A 14,690-nucleotide genomic window follows, 5' to 3' on the forward strand; every position below is an offset into this window, starting at 1 on the left:
GCAAGGGAGAAGCACCATGGCGACGACCACGCATCAGAAGTACTACGTCCCGCACGACAGCGCCTGGCCGATCGTCGGGGCGCTCGCCCTGCTGCTGATCGGCTACGGCGCGGCGACCTGGATCAGCCAGCTCGACCAGCCCGAGGCGCGTAGCGGCCCCTGGGTGTTCGGCGCTGGCTTCGCGCTGCTGGTGGTGACGCTGTTCGGCTGGTTCGGCAAGGTCATCGACGAATCGCAGCGCGGGCTCTACAGCGCGCAGCTCGAGCGTTCCTTCCGCCAGTGCATGAGCTGGTTCATCTTCTCCGAGGTCATGTTCTTCCTCGCCTTCTTCGGCGCGCTGTTCTATGCGCGCGTGGTGGCGGTGCCGTGGCTGGACGGCGCCGGCGACAACGCGATGACCGCCGCGATCCTGTGGCCGAATTTCGAGGCCGCCTGGCCGCTGCTCCAGACCCCCGGCGGCACCGCGACCCAGGCCATGCCATGGACCGGCATTCCGCTGCTCAACACCCTGATCCTGCTCGCCTCGTCGGTGACGCTGCAGGTGGCGCACGTGGCGATCGAGCAGGGCAAGCGCCTGCGCCTGAAGCTCTTCCTGTCGATCACCGTGCTGCTCGGCGTGGTGTTCCTGTTCCTGCAGGGCTACGAGTACATGCACGCCTATCGGGATCTCGGCCTGCGCCTGGATTCGGGCGTGTATGGCAACACCTTCTACCTGCTCACCGGCTTCCACGGCCTGCACGTGACCATCGGCGCGCTGATCCTGCTCGTGATGCTGCTGCGCATCGTGATCAAGGACCACTTCACCGCCCAGCGCCACTTCGGTTTTCAGGCCGCGGCGTGGTACTGGCATTTCGTGGACGTGGTGTGGCTCAACCTCTTCGTCTTCGTCTATGTGCTGTGAGGCCCGGCCATGCGGACTCAGTACGGACGTGCATGCGGCGTGATCACCCCGGTGGCGAGCAGCACCAGCAGCAGCCCCAGCACTGCCGCCGAGAACGCCAGCCGGCGGCCGAGGAACTTCGACATCGGCGGGGCGCTGCCGTCGCCCTTCAGCATCACGTACAGCGCCTGGAACAGGCTGACGACGACCAGCACGAGCAGCACGACGATGACGAGCTTGAAGGCCATGGGTGAGCTCCGGCGGAGGACCGATGAAGATTAGCGCGTTCGGCCACGCCTGGGTGCTGCGCTGGCGATGGATGCTCGCGGTGCTCGCGATCGCCGCGCTGCCGGCAGGCCTGTCGGCGTGGCAATGGCAGCGCGGCGAGGACAAGGCCGCCACGCTGGCGCGGATCGCGCGGTGGGCGAGCGAGGGCGCGGTGGGCCTGGACGGTCTCGGTGCGCGTACCGATGCGGCACAGATCGACGGCATGGTGCTCGACTTCGAGGCGCGCTGGATCGCGCCGATGGTGTGGCTGGTGGATAACCGCGTCGTCGACCGCAGGCCGGGTTACGACGTGGTGATCGCGGTCGAGGACATCGGCGCGGCCCGCGTCGCCGGCAGCCGCAACGCCCCGGCGCGGGCGGCGCTGGTGAATCTCGGCTGGATCGCGGCCGAGGGCGGACGCGAGGTGCTGCCGACGCCGGTCATCCCGTCGCAGTTGCGCGTGCACGGCCTCTTGCGCACCGAGCTTGGCGGCCTGCTGCTCGGCACCAACCTAGAGGACCACGGGCATTGGCCGATGCGCATCCAGCGCGCGGACCCGGCGCAACTCGCGGTCTGGCTGGCGGTGCCTCTGGCGCCGGGGCTGATCTACCAGCAGCAGGCCTCGCCCTTCCATATCCATTACCGGCCGGTGGTGCTGCCGCCCGCGCGCCACCGCGCCTACGCGCTGCAATGGGGCCTGCTCGCACTCGCGGTGGTCGCCGTCGCGCTGGCTGCGAGCGCACGCCGGGTGCCGGCCGTTTCAGGGGAGATCGCGCATGAGCAGCCGTAAGTTCTTCAGCCTCTTCGTGCTCTGTGCGCTGGTCCCGCTGGCGGCGGCGTGGGCGAGCCTGCGCTGGGGCTGGTTTTCCGCCGCGCCGACCGTCAATCACGGCGAGTGGCTGACGCAGGAGCTGCGGCTGCTGCCGGCGCCGGAACGTGGCGGCGGGCGCTGGCATCTGGTCTACGTGCCGGCGGCGGAGGGTGAGCCGGCGTGCGCGGAGGAGGGCGGGGCGGGCACTCCCGCGTCCCGCTGCGCGCAGGCACTGCGGATCCTGCAGCAGCTTCACGCCGGCCTCGGCCGCAAGCAGGCGCGGGTGCAGGCGCTGGTGCTGGCGGTGGAGAGCCCGGTCGTGCGCGCGCGCTTTCCGCACGTCGAATGGCAGGCCGCGCAGGTCGGCGATGTCGAGGTCCAGGGGCGGATCGTGCTGGTCGATCCGCGCGGCCTCGCCCTGCTGCGCTACGCGGTCGAGCCCGGCCCGCAGCAGGCGCAGCGGGTGGCGGGCGACATCCGCAGCGACCTGCTGCGCCTGATGAACTACGAGCGCAGCGGTGTGTGAGGAGAGGGCGATGACGCGCGTGCGCTGGCTGGTGGATGCAACCCTGGTGCTCGCCCTGGCGGTGATCGCGCTCGGCGCCTACACCCGGCTCACCGACGCCGGGCTGGGCTGCCCCGACTGGCCGGGTTGCTACGGACGGCTGACGCCGCCGGTGCATGACGAGCACATCGCGGCGGCGCAGGCGCGCTTCCCCGCTGCGCAGGTCGATCCCTTCAAGGCGCGCAACGAGATGGTGCACCGCTACCTCGCCGGCCTGCTCGGGCTGTGCGTGCTGGCGATCTTCGCGGTCTCGCGCCGCCTGCCGCGCGGGCGCGGGTTGGCCGCGGCGCTGCTGGCGCTGGTGGTGTTGCAGGCCGCGCTCGGCATGTGGACGGTGACGCTGAGCCTGATGCCGGTGGTGGTGGTGGCGCACCTCTTCGGCGGCTTCGCGCTGCTGTCGATGCTGGCGCTGCTGCGCGTCGAGCTCGGCCACGACCGCCCCGAGCCTGCCCGGCCCGCCGAGCCCGGGCTTGTCCGGCTGCTGCCGCTGGCCTGGCTCGCCGTCGTCGTGCTGCTGGCGCAGATCGCGCTCGGCGGCTGGACCTCGGCCAACTACGCAGCGGCGGTGTGCCATCAACTGCCTTTGTGCGAAAGCGGCTGGAGCGCGCGGTTCTCGCTGCGCGCCGCCTTCGGTTTGCCGCTGGGACACGAGACCTACGAGTTCGGCGTGCTGCCCTACGAGGCCCGGATGAGCATCCACGTGCTCCACCGCATCGGTGCACTGGTGGCCACCGCCGTGCTCGCCAGCCTGGTGCTGCTGTGCCGGCGTCGGGCGGCGAGCGTGCGCCTGCGCCGGCTCGCGGCGGCGGTCGGCGCCTTGCTGGTGCTGCAGGTGACGCTCGGCCTGGTCAACGTCGTCGGCCAGGTACCGCTCTTCAATGCGGTCGCCCACAACCTGACCGCGGCCTGCCTGCTGGCCGCCCTGGTGCTGCTGGTGCGGCAGATCCGGGTGAACGCGGCTCGAGGGGCGGGTGCCCGAGGACGGGCGTGGGCGGGACCTTCGCACGGGGGAGCGCTCGAGGGCCCGCTGAGGGCCCGCTGAGGGCTCGATGAGGGCTCGCGAGCGGCTTGCCGGAGAGTGGCGCGCGATCTCGGGCGGCAAGGCCCGACGGAGAGAGGCAGGGGAGGCGGACATGGACGGCTACAAGCGAATTCCGACGGCGGCAGGCAGCCTGGGCGAGGCGCTCGCGCTCGGTCGCGCGTTCTGGCAGCTCACCAAGCCGCGCGTGGTGGCGCTGCTGGTGCTGACCGCCTGGGTGGGCATGATGCTCGCCACCACCGGGCTGCCCGACTTCGCGCGCATGCTGGTGGCGAGCCTGGGCATCGCCATGGTGTCAGGCGCGGCGGCGGCCTTCAATCACGTGCTCGACCACAAGATCGACGCCCGCATGGCGCGTACCCGGCTGCGTCCGCTGCCCAGCGGGCGCCTGAGCGGCGCGCAGGCGCTGGGCTTCGCGTGCGCGCTCGCCGCGGCGGGCTTCGTGCTGCTGCTGGTGGAGGTCAATGCGCTCACCGCGTGGCTGACGCTGGCCGGGCTGTTCGGCTACGCGGTCGTCTACACCGTGTTCCTCAAGCGCGCCACCCCCCAGAACATCGTCATCGGCGGGGTCGCGGGCGCGCTGCCGCCGGTGCTGGGATGGACGGCGATGACGGGCACGGTCGGCGCCGAGGCCTGGCTGCTGATGATGATCGTCTTCACGTGGACCCCGCCACACTTCTGGGCGCTGGCCATCCACCGCGTCGAGGACTACCGCCGCGCCGGCCTGCCGATGCTGCCGGTCACCCATGGCATCGAGTTCACCCGCACGCTGGTGCTGCTCTACACCGTGCTGCTGCTTGCAGTGTGCCTGCTGCCGTATCTGGTGGGGATGAGCGGGCCGTTCTACCTGGCGGGCAGCCTGGCCCTGAACCTGCGGTTCCTGCACCACGCCTGGCGGCTCAAGTTCGCTCCGCGCGCCGACACGGCGATCCGCACCTTCCGCTTCTCGATCACCCACCTGATGATGCTGTTCCTCGTGCTGCTGGCGGACCACTATCTGTGATCGAGGATCAGCCCGCTTCGGCGACCAGCTGCAGGATCGCCGCCCCGTAGTGCTCCAGCTTGCGATCGCCCACGCCGCTGATGCCGGCCAGCTCCGCCAGCGTGTGCGGACGGGCGATGGCGATCTCGCGCAGCGTCGCGTCCTGGAAGACCACGTAGGCCGGCACGTTGCGCTCCTTGGCGGTGGCGAAGCGCCAGGCGCGCAGGCGGTCGAAGAGCGTGGTGGGGATGCCGTCGGGGATATCCAGGCTTGCGCCGCTGCGCCGCCGGGCGCGGCTGCGGCTGCGCTCGGGCTCCAGGCGCAGGTGGAACTCGGCCTCGCCGCGCAGCAGCGGGCGGGCCGCGTCGGTGAGGCGCAGCGCGTTGTAGCGCTCGTGGTCCACCGCGACCAACTCGCGCGCGACGAGCTGGCGGAACACCGTGCGCCAGCGCTTCTCGTCGAGCTCGCTGCCGATGCCGAAGGTGGTGATGTCCTGGTGGCGGCGCTCGACCACCTTTTCGGTGAGCTCGCCGCGCAGCACGTCGATCAGGTGGCCGGCGCCGTAGCGCTGGCCGGTGCGGAATACGCAGCTCAAGGCCTTGCGCGCCGCCTCGGTGGCGTCCCACGTCTGCGGCGGGTGCAGGCAGTTGTCGCAGTTGCCGCAGGGGGTCGATTGTTCACCGAAGTAGGCAAGGAGGTGCTGGCGGCGGCAGTCGGTGGCCTCGACCAGGCCGACCAGCACGTCGAGCCGGTTGCGCGCGAGGCGCTTGAACTCCTCGTTCGCCTCCGACTCGTCGATCATGCGGCGCTGCTGCACCACGTCCTGCGCGCCCCAGGCCATCCAGGCCTGCGCCGGCAGGCCGTCGCGCCCCGCGCGGCCGGTCTCCTGGTAATAGCCCTCGATCGAGCGCGGCAGGTCGAGGTGGGCGACGAAGCGCACGTCGGGCTTGTCGATGCCCATGCCGAAGGCGATCGTCGCCACCATGATCAGCCCGTCCTCGCGCAGGAAGCGGCTCTGGTGCTCGGCGCGGATCTCCTGCGTCATGCCGGCGTGGTAGGGCAGGGCGGCGAGGCCCTGCTCCTGCAGCCAGGCGGCGGTCTCCTCGACCTTGCGCCGCGACAGGCAATACACGATGCCGGCCTGGCCGGGACATTCCTCGCGGATGAAGTCGAGCAGCTGGCGGCGCGGGTCGTTCTTCTCGACGATGGTGTAGCGGATGTTGGGGCGGTCGAAGCTGGAGACGAAGCGGCGCGCCGCCTGCAGGTTGAGGCGCTCGGCGATCTCCTCGCGGGTCTGGCGGTCGGCGGTGGCGGTGAGCGCGATGCGCGGGATGGCCGGGTAGCGCTCGGGCAGGATGGAGAGCTGCAGGTACTCGGGGCGGAAGTCGTGGCCCCACTGCGACACGCAGTGCGCCTCGTCGATCGCGAACAGCGAGAGCCGACCGGTGTCACGCAGGTGGTCGAGCTGGTCGAGGAAGCGCGGTGTCATCAGGCGCTCGGGGGCGACGTAGAGCAGCTCGAGCTCGCCGTCCCAGAGCGCGCGCTCCACCGCGCGCGCGCGCTCCATGTCCAGGCTGGAGTTGAGGAAGGCGGCGCGCACGCCGGCCTCGACCAGCGCGCTCACCTGGTCCTGCATCAGCGCGATCAACGGCGACACCACGATCGCGGTGCCGTGGCGCAGCAGCGCCGGGATCTGGTAGCACAGCGACTTGCCGCCACCGGTCGGCATCAGCACCAGCGCGTCGCCGCCGCCAGCCACGTGCTCGACGATTTCCCCCTGCTCGCCGCGGAAGGCGGGGTAGCCGAAGACGTGCTCGAGCACGCGATGCGCGGCGTCGCCGAGGGGAACGTCGCGCTGGTCGAACGTGGTCGGGGGGGGCGTGCGTGGTTCGCCGGGCAGGCGGGGGAAATCGGTGGGCATGGCGCGCATTTTACCGCGCCGGGTCTCGTCCGATGACACGGACCGGTGGCAGCCGGGCGTCTGCGACGCCCGGGCCCGCATCCGTCATTCCTCGAGGACGACCTTCTTGTATTCCTTGAGGGCCTTGGTCCACCAATTGAAGGAGTCCTCGATGTTCCGGGTGCTGACGCCGTAGTCGAGGTTCACCTCCATCTCGAGGTTCGGATCACCGTCCTTGTCGAGAAAAGCCTTGCCGAAGCGCTTGGTCCGGTTCCATTCGTTGATCTTTTCCAGCGAGACCTTGGGGCCGCTCCAGCTGGCGGAGAACTGGATGTCGTCGCAGTCGGCGCCCTTCACGCAGCCGTAGAAATAAATGCCGTATTTCGTGCCCTCGATCCGTCCGGTGATGCGCGGATCCCCCTGGCTGTCCTTGTCGAGCTCGGCGGAGCCGAATCCTCGGGCGATCTCGTGGAGGCGTTCAGGCTTTGTCGCGTCGATCAGCGAGTCTGCGAACGCGGGACCGGCTGCTGCGCTCAGCAGGGCGCAAAAAAACAGACTTCCCTTCGAAAGTCCCTTCATGGAATCACTCCTGTTGTGGAAACACGGGCGGTGGCGCATCCGGCAAAAGCGCGCGCCCTGACGGACGCGCGCGAGCGCAAGAATATGCTTGCGAGATTCTACGGGGCGGCTTGGCGCGGATGCCGTGAAGTTTTACCGCACATGAACCCGGAATAGGCCCGTCGTCAGCGGGCGCGCGCACGGTCGCAGGGCGCGTGCGGCGCTCAGGCGCTCGCCTTGCGCCATTCCTGCAGCGCCGCCAGCGTGTCCGCCAGGTCGCCTACCACACGGATGCCCGGCAGGCGCTTCTGCTTGTCGCGGACCGCGCCGCCGCCGGCCCAGATCCCGATTTCCTCCGGCAGCAGCGCGCGCAGCTCGAGCAAGCCGTCGATCGCCTGGCGTGCCGGATAGGCGATGCTGAAGGACAGCCCGACGATGTCGAAACCTCCACCCACCGCCGCGCTGCGGATGTCCGCGAGCGGCGTGCGCGTGCCGAGCGACAGGCAGCTCGCGCCCTCCGGCACCAGCATCGCCTCCGCCATCAGCAGGCCGAGCACATGCTCCTCCTCGGGGAAGGTCGTCAGCAGCACGCGCGGTCGGCCTTCGCTCGCGGCATGCGCGCCGATCGCGCTGCGCAGCAGGTTCTGCACCTGCTCGGTGAACAGATGTTCCTCGGGAACATCCACCTCGCCGCGCATCCACGCCTCGCCCACCGCCGCCGCCAGCGGCGCCACCGTCTCGGCGACGAAGCGCTGCAGCCCCTGCTTCATCAGCGCCTGGCGCAGTGCAGCGGCGAGCTCCACGCTGCGATGCAGGCGCACGAGCTGCAGCAGACCGTCGTCGCGACCGGCAGGCGTGCCGCCCTCCGGGCACAGGCAGGAATCGAGCATCGAAGACAGCTCCTCGACGCTTGCGCCCACGATCCGGGCCGGTCGACGGCCGTGGTCGAGCAGGCGGCGGATCATGCGCAGCTTCTCCACCTGGTCGGACGGGTAGACACGCTCGCCGTTGGCGTCGCGCGTCGGCGCAGGGAAGCCGTAACGCCGCTCCCACACCCTCAGAGTGTCCTTCGCCAGGCCCGTGTCGCGTTCGACGGCAGCGATGCTGAAGGCGGTTTCAGACGGGTTCGGGGCGTTCATCGGCAGCAGCTTTCGGGAGATGGTCGTTAAGAGGATGGTAGGCGGGAGAGTTTATTTTGTCCAGGACAAATGAGGCGCCGACGCTGGAGGCGACTTCATTTTCCGACCGCGATGCATGCGCCCACGCCCCCAATCGATCGGCGCTCACTCCACCCCGTTCTCTCCCGCCTTTTCCTCCGCCTGCTGCGGCGTCAGGTCGCCGTCCAGTACCGCCAGCATGCGCGCCGCCTTGGCCACCTGCTCGATCGCGCGGCGCTCCAGGCTGGCCAGGCGCAGCCAGTCCTGCAGCGTGCGAATGTCGATGCGGGCGTGCGCACCCTCCAGCAGCAGCGCCTCCTTGAAGGCCTGGTAGCGCAGCTCCGCCTCCTCCAGCCGCACCTCGACCGCCGGCGCGGAGAAGTCCTCGCGCGCCGCGTCCGCGCTCGCGGCCAGCGCCCCGGTGGCCTGGCGGAAGGCCGCGGCGATCGGCTCGAGCTCGCTGCCCGGCGGCGCGCCGAGCGTGGTGGCCAGCGCGCACGCCTGGCGCACCGCGGTGACCGCGCTCTCCTGATACTGCAGCGCGCGCAGGCTGTGCGCCACCGCCTCGACCAGCGCCGGCGGCAGGCGCATGGCGTTGAGCTTGCGCACGTAGTCGCCGATCGCCGGCGCCAGCGCATCGAGCGTGCTCGCCTGACGCTCGATCCAGGGCTCGTCCGGCGGCACCCGCGTGGCGGCGGTGAGCGCGGTGAGGGCGAAGGACTGCGTGCGGCCCAACTCCAGGCGCAGCGCGCGCAGCGCCAGGTCGGGCACCGCCAGCGAGGGCGCGTCGAGATAGCGCGGGCGGGCGATCTCCTCCTCGCGGCTGCGGAAGTGGCTCGCCAGGAATCGGCGCAGCGGGCGTGCCAGCGGCACCATCAGCAGCACCCCGAGCACGTTGAAGGCGGTGTGAAACATCGCCAGCATCACCGCCGGCGTGGCCGGCTGCTCGAACCAGTTGCGCAGCGCGCCGAGCAGGCCGATCAGCAGCGGCAGCAGCGCGATCGCCACCGCGCCGGTCACTAGGTTGAAGATCACGTGGGTGGCCGCGACCCGGCGCGCGTTCGAGGTCGCGCCCAGCGCCGACAGGATCGCCGTCGAGGTCGTGCCGATGTTGGTGCCGATCACCATCGCGCACGCCGCCTCGATCGACATCAGCCCGCCCTGGGCGGCGGTGATGATGATCGCGATCACCGCGCCCGAGGCCTGCATCAGCACCGTCAGCACGGTGCCGATGCCGACCAGGATCAGCCAGCCGGTGAAGCCGGGTGCGATGTGGTCCTGCAGGTTCATGGTCGCGCCGAAACCCGAGAAGGTGTCCTTGAGCGCGTCGATGCCGAGGAAGAGCACGCCGAAGCCGGCCAGCGCCTGGCCGAGCGCGCGCTGGCGGACCGTGCGTCCGGCCAGCATCAGGGTCGCGCCGATGCCGACGAAGGGCAGCGCGAAGGCGTCGATCCGGAAGCTGAAGCCGAGCGCCGCCACCAGCCAGGCGTTGAGCGTGGTGCCGACGTTGGAGCCGAAGATCACCCACATCGCGTTCTGCAGCGACAGCAGCCCGGTGTTGACGAAGCCGATGCTCGCCACCGTGACCGCGGTGGAGGACTGCACCAGCGCGGTCATGGTCATGCCGGCGCCGAGGCCGCGCACCGGCGTGGCGGTGCCGCGCTCGAGCAGGCCCTCGAGCGCGCGGCCGGCGGCGAGCTTGAGGCCCTCGGTGAGCATGTGCATGCCGAGCAGGAACAGGCCGATGCCGCCGAGCAGGCCGGCGACGATCGGATAGATGGCGAGCGGGCTGGTGTCCAGGGCGGGCCTCTCGTGCGGGAAGGGGGCGTCACGACAGCGTAATGCCGGATCGCGCGGGCGGGGAGGGCATTGTTCGCGGCGGGGACCATCGCGCTTTGGACCGGATGGCAAACAATTTCAATTTGTCCTGGACAAATTATTGACAGCTCTGCGGTGCTCGCCTATCGTGGAATCGTCATCCACGCTTGTCCAGGACACGGCCATGAACGCGAAAATGCTCTCCAGGCGCGCCGGCATGCTCTCCGCCGCTACGGTGCTCGTCTCCTTCGGGATCTCCGCGGCTTCGGCCGCACCGCCCCAGGTCGTCGCGGCGGCAGCCGCCGTCGCTCCTGCCGGGCCCGTCGTGGACAACACGGTCGCGACCCCGGCCCCGGCCTCGATCCAGACCCCGCTCGAACTCCTGCTCTTCGTGCACCGCGCGGATCTTCCGCTGCGCCCCCTCCCCACCAAGCAAAAGGATCATTCATGAACGCCCCGGAAAAATTCTTCCTGCCCGACGTGCAATCCAGCGCCGACCACCGCGCGCTGGCGATCCAGCAGGTCGGCGTGCGCGGCCTGCGCTACCCCATGGCGGTGCGCGATCTCGACGGCGGCGTGCAGCACACCGTCGCCACGCTGGAGATGACGGTCGGCCTGCCCGCCGAGGTGAAGGGCACCCACATGTCGCGCTTCGTCGAGCTGCTCGAGGCCGAGCGCGACGCGCTCGATCTCGACGGTCTGCGCGGCCTGTTCGCCGACATGCTGGTGCGGCTCGAAGCCGAGAGCGGCCGCATCGAGGCGCGCTTTCCCTGGTTCATGAAGAAGGCCGCGCCGGTTTCGGGCGTCGAAAGCCTGCTCGACATCGACGCCCGCGTGGTGGTGGAAAAGACCGCGGGCGGCGAGATCCGTAGCACCCTCGAGGCGGTGGTGCCGGTCACCAGCCTGTGCCCGTGCTCCAAGAAGATCTCCGCCTACGGCGCGCACAACCAGCGCTCGCACATCACCCTGTCGGCCACGCTGCGCGGCGACCTCGGCCTGCGCGAGCTGGTGCGCATGGCCGAGGAAGAAGCCTCGTGCGAAGTCTTCGGCCTGCTCAAGCGCCCGGACGAGAAGTGGGTCACCGAGCGCGCCTACGACAACCCCAAGTTCGTCGAGGACCTCGTGCGCGACATCGCGTTGCGCCTGCGTGCCGATGTGCGCGTGGCCTCGTGGCGGGTGCAGTCGGAGAACTTCGAGTCCATCCACAACCATTCCGCCTACGCCCTCGTCGAGGGCGAGAACGCGCCGGAGTAATCGCCATGAAGATGGGTGAGATCGAGCGCCTGCACGCCACGGGCGAGGCGGGCCGGGGTGCCGAGGGGCGGCGGATCGCCGTGATCGGCGGCGGCATCGCCGGTCTGTCGACCGCCTGGCTGCTCGCGCCGCAGCACAGCGTGACGCTGTTCGAAGCGGGCAGCTACGTCGGCGGTCACACCAACACCATCGACGTGACCGTCGACGGCCTCACCCATCCGGTGGACACCGGCTTCCTGGTCTTCAACCGCCGCACCTACCCCAACCTGTGTGCGCTGTTCGCGCTGCTGCAGGTCGAGGCGGTGGAGACCGAGATGAGCTTCGGCGTCAGCCTGGCCGAACCCGAGCTCGAGTGGGCCGGCACCGACCTTGCCAGCGTGTTCGCCCAGCGCGGCAACCTGGTGCGTCCTGCCTTCCTCGCCATGTTGCGTGACATCCTGCGCTTCAACCGCGAGACCACGCGGATGGCGAGCGAAGGTGGCATGCCGGCCCTGTCGCTCGGCGAGTATCTCGACCTGGAGGACTACTCGCAGGCCTTCCGCGACTGGTACCTGCTGCCCATGGCCGCGGCGATCTGGTCGTGTCCGACGCGCACCATGCTCGCCTATCCGCTCGCGACCTTCGTGCAGTTCTGCCACAACCACGGACTGCTGCAGATCCTCGATCGTCCGACCTGGATGACGGTGAAGGGCGGCGGACGCAGCTACGTGCGCCGCATGCTCGCCCGCCTCGACGACGTGCGGGTGAACGCGCCGGTGCAGCGCGTGGTACGCGGCGAGGACGGGGCGTGGGTGCACACCGCGGCCGGGCCGGAGCGCTTCGACGAGGTCGTCTTCGCCTGTCACAGCGACCAGGCCCTGGCCATCCTCGGCAGCGAGGCCACGCCGGACGAGCGCCGCATCCTCGGCGCCGTGCGCTACCAGGCCAACGTTGCGTACCTGCACACCGACACCGCGCTCCTGCCACGCCGCCCGAAGGTGTGGTCGGCGTGGAACTACCTCGCCGGCAAGGGCGCGCCCGACGCGCGTCCGGTGTCGGTCAGCTACCTCATCAACCGCCTGCAGCCGCTGCCTTTCCAGACCCCGGTCGTGGTGTCGCTCAACCCCTTCATCGCGCCCGCAGCCGACAAGACCTTCCGTCGCATCGAGTACGCCCACCCGGTGTTCGACCACGGCGCGATCGACGCCCAGGCCGCGCTGCCTTCCATCCAGGGCCGCGAGCGCTGCTGGTTCGCCGGCGCCTGGACCGGCTACGGCTTTCATGAAGACGGCCTCAAGTCGGCGGTGGCGGTGGTCGAGGCGATGGGCGTGGAAGTGCCGTGGCGGCGCGGCCGCGTGCCGGCGGCGAAGCGGGCCGGGACGGCGCTGGAGGCGGCGTGATGCCCGACGCGCTCCAGCCCGCGGTGTGCTTCGGCGCGGTCATGCACGAGCGCCACGTGCAGGCGCACAACCGCTTCGTGTACCCGAGCGCCTTCCTGCGCCTGCCGCTCGGCCGCCTGGACCAAGTGCGCGCTCCGCTGCTCGGCATCGAGCGTGCCAACCTGTTCAGCTTCCGCAGCCGCGACCACGGCGCGCGCGACGGCTCGCCCTTGCTGCCGTGGATCCGCGCCCTCCTGAACGAGCGCGGGCTGGCCGCGGCATGCGACGGCGAGATCGTGCTGCAGACCATGCCGCGCATTCTCGGCTTCGTCTTCAACCCGGTGAGCTTCTGGTTCTGCCACGACCGCGCGGGCGGCCTGCGTGCGGTGCTGGCCGAGGTGAACAACACCTTCGGCGAGCGTCACAACTACCTGCTGCACCACGCCGACCTGCGCCCCATCGGCGCGGGCGATGAGCTGCGCGCCTGCAAGCGCTTCCATGTCTCCCCCTTCTTCCCGGTGCGCGGCGAGTACCGCTTCCGCTTCGAGCAGCGCGGCGCCGTGCATGCGGTGTCGATCGAGCTCTGGGACGGCGGCGAGCGCCAGCTCTCCACCCGCCTGGCGGGCCGCGCCGAGGCCGTCGGTGGGGCCAGCATGGCGAAGTGGCTCGCGCGCCAGCCCTTCATGACCCTGGGCGTCGTCGCCCGCATCCACTGGCAGGCGCTGCGCCTGGCCCTGCGGCGGGTGAGCTTCTTCCGCAAGCCCGCGCCGCCGCTCGAGGAGACTACCTGATGAACGCGCTCGACCATGCCCTGCAGCCGCTCGCCGGCCTGCGCCTCGCGCGCCTGCCGCGCGCCACCCGGCTGTGCCTGGAGATGCTCGACCGCCTCGACGGCGGCGCGATCGCGGTGGAGCTGCCCGACGGCGTGCGCGTGCGCGCCGGCCACGGTGCGCTCGTCGCTCACCTGCGGGTGCGCGACCACGCCGTGTTCGACGAGGCGCTCGCACGCGGCGACATCGGCTTCGGCGAAGCCTGGATGGACGGCCTGTGGGACACCGAGGACCTCCCCGGCCTGCTGCGCCTGCTCTCGGCCAACCGCACCCGCCTGCAGGGCGCGATCTACGGCCGCATGTTCCGCCTGCTCAGCCACCGCCTGCAGCACCTGCTGCGCGCCAACACGCGCAGCGGCTCGCGGCGCAACATCGAGGCCCACTACGACCTCGGCAACGACTTCTATGCGCTCTGGCTCGACCCCACCATGACCTACTCGGCGGCGGTGTTCGCCTCGCCCGACGAGTCGCTGCAGGACGCCCAGCTGCGCAAGTACCGCCGCATCCTCGGCGAGCTCGGCGCGCGGCCCGGGCAGACCATCCTGGAGGTGGGCTGCGGCTGGGGCGGCTTCGCCGAGGTCGCCGCCACCGAGTTCGGCTGCAAGGTGCTGGGCATCACGCTGTCGCCGGCGCAGCTGGCGTTCGCGCGTGCGCGCGCCGAGCGCGGCGGCTTCGCCGACCGGGTGGATCTGGAGCTGTGCGACTACCGCGACGTGCGCGGCCAGTACGACCATGTGGTGTCGATCGAGATGATCGAGGCGGTGGGCGAGCGCTTCTGGCCGACCTACTTCGCCCAGCTCTCCGCACTGCTGAAGCCGGGCGGGCGCTGCGTGGTGCAGGCGATCACGATCGCCGACGCGCTGTTCGCGCGCTACCGGCGCGGCACCGACTTCATCCAGCGCCACGTCTTCCCCGGCGGCATGCTGCCCAGCCCGGGCGCGGTGGCGCAGCAGGCCGGGCGCGCCGGGCTCGAGGTGGTGGGCGACTTCGCCTTCGGGCGCGACTATGCGCGCACGCTCGCGCACTGGCATCGAAGCTTCGACGCGCAGGCTGCAGCGGTGCGCGCCCAGGGCTTCCCCGAGCGCTTCCTGCGCATGTGGCGTTTCTATCTCGCCTACTGCGAGGCGGGCTTCGACACCGGCGACCTCGACGTGCATCACTACGTGTTCGCGCATGCCGCCGCAGGGTCGCAAGGCGGCTGAATGGTGATGGGCGCGGCGGAGGGAAGCGATCTGTGCCGACCCCCTGGCCGCGCCGTCCCCGCATTTCAG

General features: G+C 70.6%; 15 protein-coding genes. 10 read left to right on the forward strand and 5 right to left on the reverse strand.

Annotated features, from left to right (window positions below; all coding sequences use genetic code 11):
* Positions 1 to 16 precede the first annotated feature (16 nt).
* Positions 17 to 901 carry a cytochrome c oxidase subunit 3 gene (locus ACZ5PP_RS17475; RefSeq protein WP_004307870.1) on the forward strand — a complete coding sequence of 295 codons (885 nt, stop codon included), beginning with the start codon at positions 17 to 19 and terminating at the stop codon, positions 899 to 901.
* Positions 902 to 918: 17 nt separating this feature from the next.
* Here the strand turns inward: ACZ5PP_RS17475 and ACZ5PP_RS17480 are convergent, their stop codons facing one another.
* Positions 919 to 1,128 carry a DUF2909 domain-containing protein gene (locus tag ACZ5PP_RS17480; protein WP_004307868.1) on the reverse strand — a complete coding sequence of 70 codons (210 nt, stop codon included), beginning with the start codon at positions 1,126 to 1,128 and terminating at the stop codon, positions 919 to 921.
* Between the two features lie 23 nt (positions 1,129 to 1,151).
* Here ACZ5PP_RS17480 and ACZ5PP_RS17485 point away from each other — a divergent pair, with 23 nt between their 5' ends.
* From ACZ5PP_RS17485 to cyoE, 4 genes are all read left to right on the forward strand, one after another.
* Positions 1,152 to 1,937, forward strand: a complete 786-nt coding sequence (locus ACZ5PP_RS17485; RefSeq protein ID WP_004307865.1) for an SURF1 family protein — start codon at positions 1,152 to 1,154, stop codon at positions 1,935 to 1,937.
* On the forward strand, positions 1,924 to 2,484 hold the full coding sequence (locus ACZ5PP_RS17490) for a hypothetical protein (protein ID WP_004307863.1): 561 nt from the start codon (positions 1,924 to 1,926) through the stop codon (positions 2,482 to 2,484). Before ACZ5PP_RS17485 ends, ACZ5PP_RS17490 begins: the two co-directional genes overlap by 14 nt.
* A 10-nt stretch (positions 2,485 to 2,494) precedes the next feature.
* Positions 2,495 to 3,565: a COX15/CtaA family protein gene (locus tag ACZ5PP_RS17495; RefSeq protein WP_004307862.1), complete on the forward strand. Its 1,071-nt coding sequence runs from the start codon at positions 2,495 to 2,497 to the stop codon at positions 3,563 to 3,565.
* A gap of 91 nt (positions 3,566 to 3,656) precedes the next feature.
* Positions 3,657 to 4,565, forward strand: coding sequence for a heme o synthase (cyoE, locus tag ACZ5PP_RS17500; protein WP_004307860.1), 909 nt, complete (start codon positions 3,657 to 3,659; stop codon positions 4,563 to 4,565).
* Positions 4,566 to 4,572: 7 nt separating this feature from the next.
* On the opposite strand, the gene recQ is transcribed toward cyoE, so the two are convergent.
* The 4 genes from recQ to ACZ5PP_RS17520 form a co-directional block, all read right to left on the reverse strand.
* Positions 4,573 to 6,465 carry a DNA helicase RecQ gene (gene recQ / locus ACZ5PP_RS17505; RefSeq protein WP_370695902.1) on the reverse strand — a complete coding sequence of 631 codons (1,893 nt, stop codon included), beginning with the start codon at positions 6,463 to 6,465 and terminating at the stop codon, positions 4,573 to 4,575.
* An 84-nt stretch (positions 6,466 to 6,549) separates the two neighbouring features.
* On the reverse strand, positions 6,550 to 7,023 hold the full coding sequence (locus ACZ5PP_RS17510) for a YbjN domain-containing protein (protein WP_276661130.1): 474 nt from the start codon (positions 7,021 to 7,023) through the stop codon (positions 6,550 to 6,552).
* Between the two features lie 203 nt (positions 7,024 to 7,226).
* Entirely contained in the window at positions 7,227 to 8,141 is a 915-nt protein-coding gene (locus tag ACZ5PP_RS17515) for a MerR family transcriptional regulator (RefSeq protein ID WP_004307857.1), read from the reverse strand.
* A 144-nt stretch (positions 8,142 to 8,285) separates the two neighbouring features.
* Positions 8,286 to 9,884, reverse strand: a complete 1,599-nt coding sequence (locus tag ACZ5PP_RS17520) for a Na/Pi cotransporter family protein (protein WP_041589790.1) — start codon at positions 9,882 to 9,884, stop codon at positions 8,286 to 8,288.
* Between the two features lie 277 nt (positions 9,885 to 10,161).
* On the opposite strand from ACZ5PP_RS17520, the gene ACZ5PP_RS17525 reads away from it, so the two are divergent.
* From ACZ5PP_RS17525 to ACZ5PP_RS17545, 5 genes are read left to right on the forward strand one after another with little or no spacing between them, the layout of a single operon-like run.
* Positions 10,162 to 10,428, forward strand: coding sequence for a hypothetical protein (locus tag ACZ5PP_RS17525; RefSeq protein WP_004323826.1), 267 nt, complete (start codon positions 10,162 to 10,164; stop codon positions 10,426 to 10,428).
* Complete coding sequence (gene folE2 / locus ACZ5PP_RS17530; protein ID WP_464826377.1) at positions 10,425 to 11,231, forward strand: GTP cyclohydrolase FolE2; 807 nt, start codon at positions 10,425 to 10,427, stop codon at positions 11,229 to 11,231. Before ACZ5PP_RS17525 ends, folE2 begins: the two co-directional genes overlap by 4 nt.
* Before the next feature lie 5 nt (positions 11,232 to 11,236).
* Complete coding sequence (locus ACZ5PP_RS17535; RefSeq protein ID WP_464826378.1) at positions 11,237 to 12,610, forward strand: NAD(P)/FAD-dependent oxidoreductase; 1,374 nt, start codon at positions 11,237 to 11,239, stop codon at positions 12,608 to 12,610.
* Entirely contained in the window at positions 12,610 to 13,380 is a 771-nt protein-coding gene (locus ACZ5PP_RS17540) for a DUF1365 domain-containing protein (protein ID WP_043744554.1), read from the forward strand. The genes ACZ5PP_RS17535 and ACZ5PP_RS17540 overlap by 1 nt, the downstream gene beginning before the upstream one ends.
* Positions 13,380 to 14,621: an SAM-dependent methyltransferase gene (locus tag ACZ5PP_RS17545; RefSeq protein WP_004323818.1), complete on the forward strand. Its 1,242-nt coding sequence runs from the start codon at positions 13,380 to 13,382 to the stop codon at positions 14,619 to 14,621. The genes ACZ5PP_RS17540 and ACZ5PP_RS17545 overlap by 1 nt, the downstream gene beginning before the upstream one ends.
* Positions 14,622 to 14,690 lie beyond the last annotated feature (69 nt).

Source organism: Thauera sp. DNT-1 (genome assembly GCF_055393985.1).

What these genes read in the sequence shown, in the direction of transcription:
- ACZ5PP_RS17475 (WP_004307870.1), top strand. Translation starts at nt 17, where the DNA reads ATGGCGACGACCACGCATCAGAAGTACTACGTCCCGCACGACAGCGCC.
- ACZ5PP_RS17480 (WP_004307868.1), bottom strand. Translation starts at nt 1,128, where the DNA reads ATGGCCTTCAAGCTCGTCATCGTCGTGCTGCTCGTGCTGGTCGTCGTC.
- ACZ5PP_RS17485 (WP_004307865.1), top strand. Translation starts at nt 1,152, where the DNA reads ATGAAGATTAGCGCGTTCGGCCACGCCTGGGTGCTGCGCTGGCGATGG.
- ACZ5PP_RS17490 (WP_004307863.1), top strand. Translation starts at nt 1,924, where the DNA reads ATGAGCAGCCGTAAGTTCTTCAGCCTCTTCGTGCTCTGTGCGCTGGTC.
- ACZ5PP_RS17495 (WP_004307862.1), top strand. Translation starts at nt 2,495, where the DNA reads ATGACGCGCGTGCGCTGGCTGGTGGATGCAACCCTGGTGCTCGCCCTG.
- cyoE (WP_004307860.1), top strand. Translation starts at nt 3,657, where the DNA reads ATGGACGGCTACAAGCGAATTCCGACGGCGGCAGGCAGCCTGGGCGAG.
- recQ (WP_370695902.1), bottom strand. Translation starts at nt 6,465, where the DNA reads ATGCCCACCGATTTCCCCCGCCTGCCCGGCGAACCACGCACGCCCCCC.
- ACZ5PP_RS17510 (WP_276661130.1), bottom strand. Translation starts at nt 7,023, where the DNA reads ATGAAGGGACTTTCGAAGGGAAGTCTGTTTTTTTGCGCCCTGCTGAGC.
- ACZ5PP_RS17515 (WP_004307857.1), bottom strand. Translation starts at nt 8,141, where the DNA reads ATGAACGCCCCGAACCCGTCTGAAACCGCCTTCAGCATCGCTGCCGTC.
- ACZ5PP_RS17520 (WP_041589790.1), bottom strand. Translation starts at nt 9,884, where the DNA reads ATGCACATGCTCACCGAGGGCCTCAAGCTCGCCGCCGGCCGCGCGCTC.
- ACZ5PP_RS17525 (WP_004323826.1), top strand. Translation starts at nt 10,162, where the DNA reads ATGAACGCGAAAATGCTCTCCAGGCGCGCCGGCATGCTCTCCGCCGCT.
- folE2 (WP_464826377.1), top strand. Translation starts at nt 10,425, where the DNA reads ATGAACGCCCCGGAAAAATTCTTCCTGCCCGACGTGCAATCCAGCGCC.
- ACZ5PP_RS17535 (WP_464826378.1), top strand. Translation starts at nt 11,237, where the DNA reads ATGAAGATGGGTGAGATCGAGCGCCTGCACGCCACGGGCGAGGCGGGC.
- ACZ5PP_RS17540 (WP_043744554.1), top strand. Translation starts at nt 12,610, where the DNA reads ATGCCCGACGCGCTCCAGCCCGCGGTGTGCTTCGGCGCGGTCATGCAC.
- ACZ5PP_RS17545 (WP_004323818.1), top strand. Translation starts at nt 13,380, where the DNA reads ATGAACGCGCTCGACCATGCCCTGCAGCCGCTCGCCGGCCTGCGCCTC.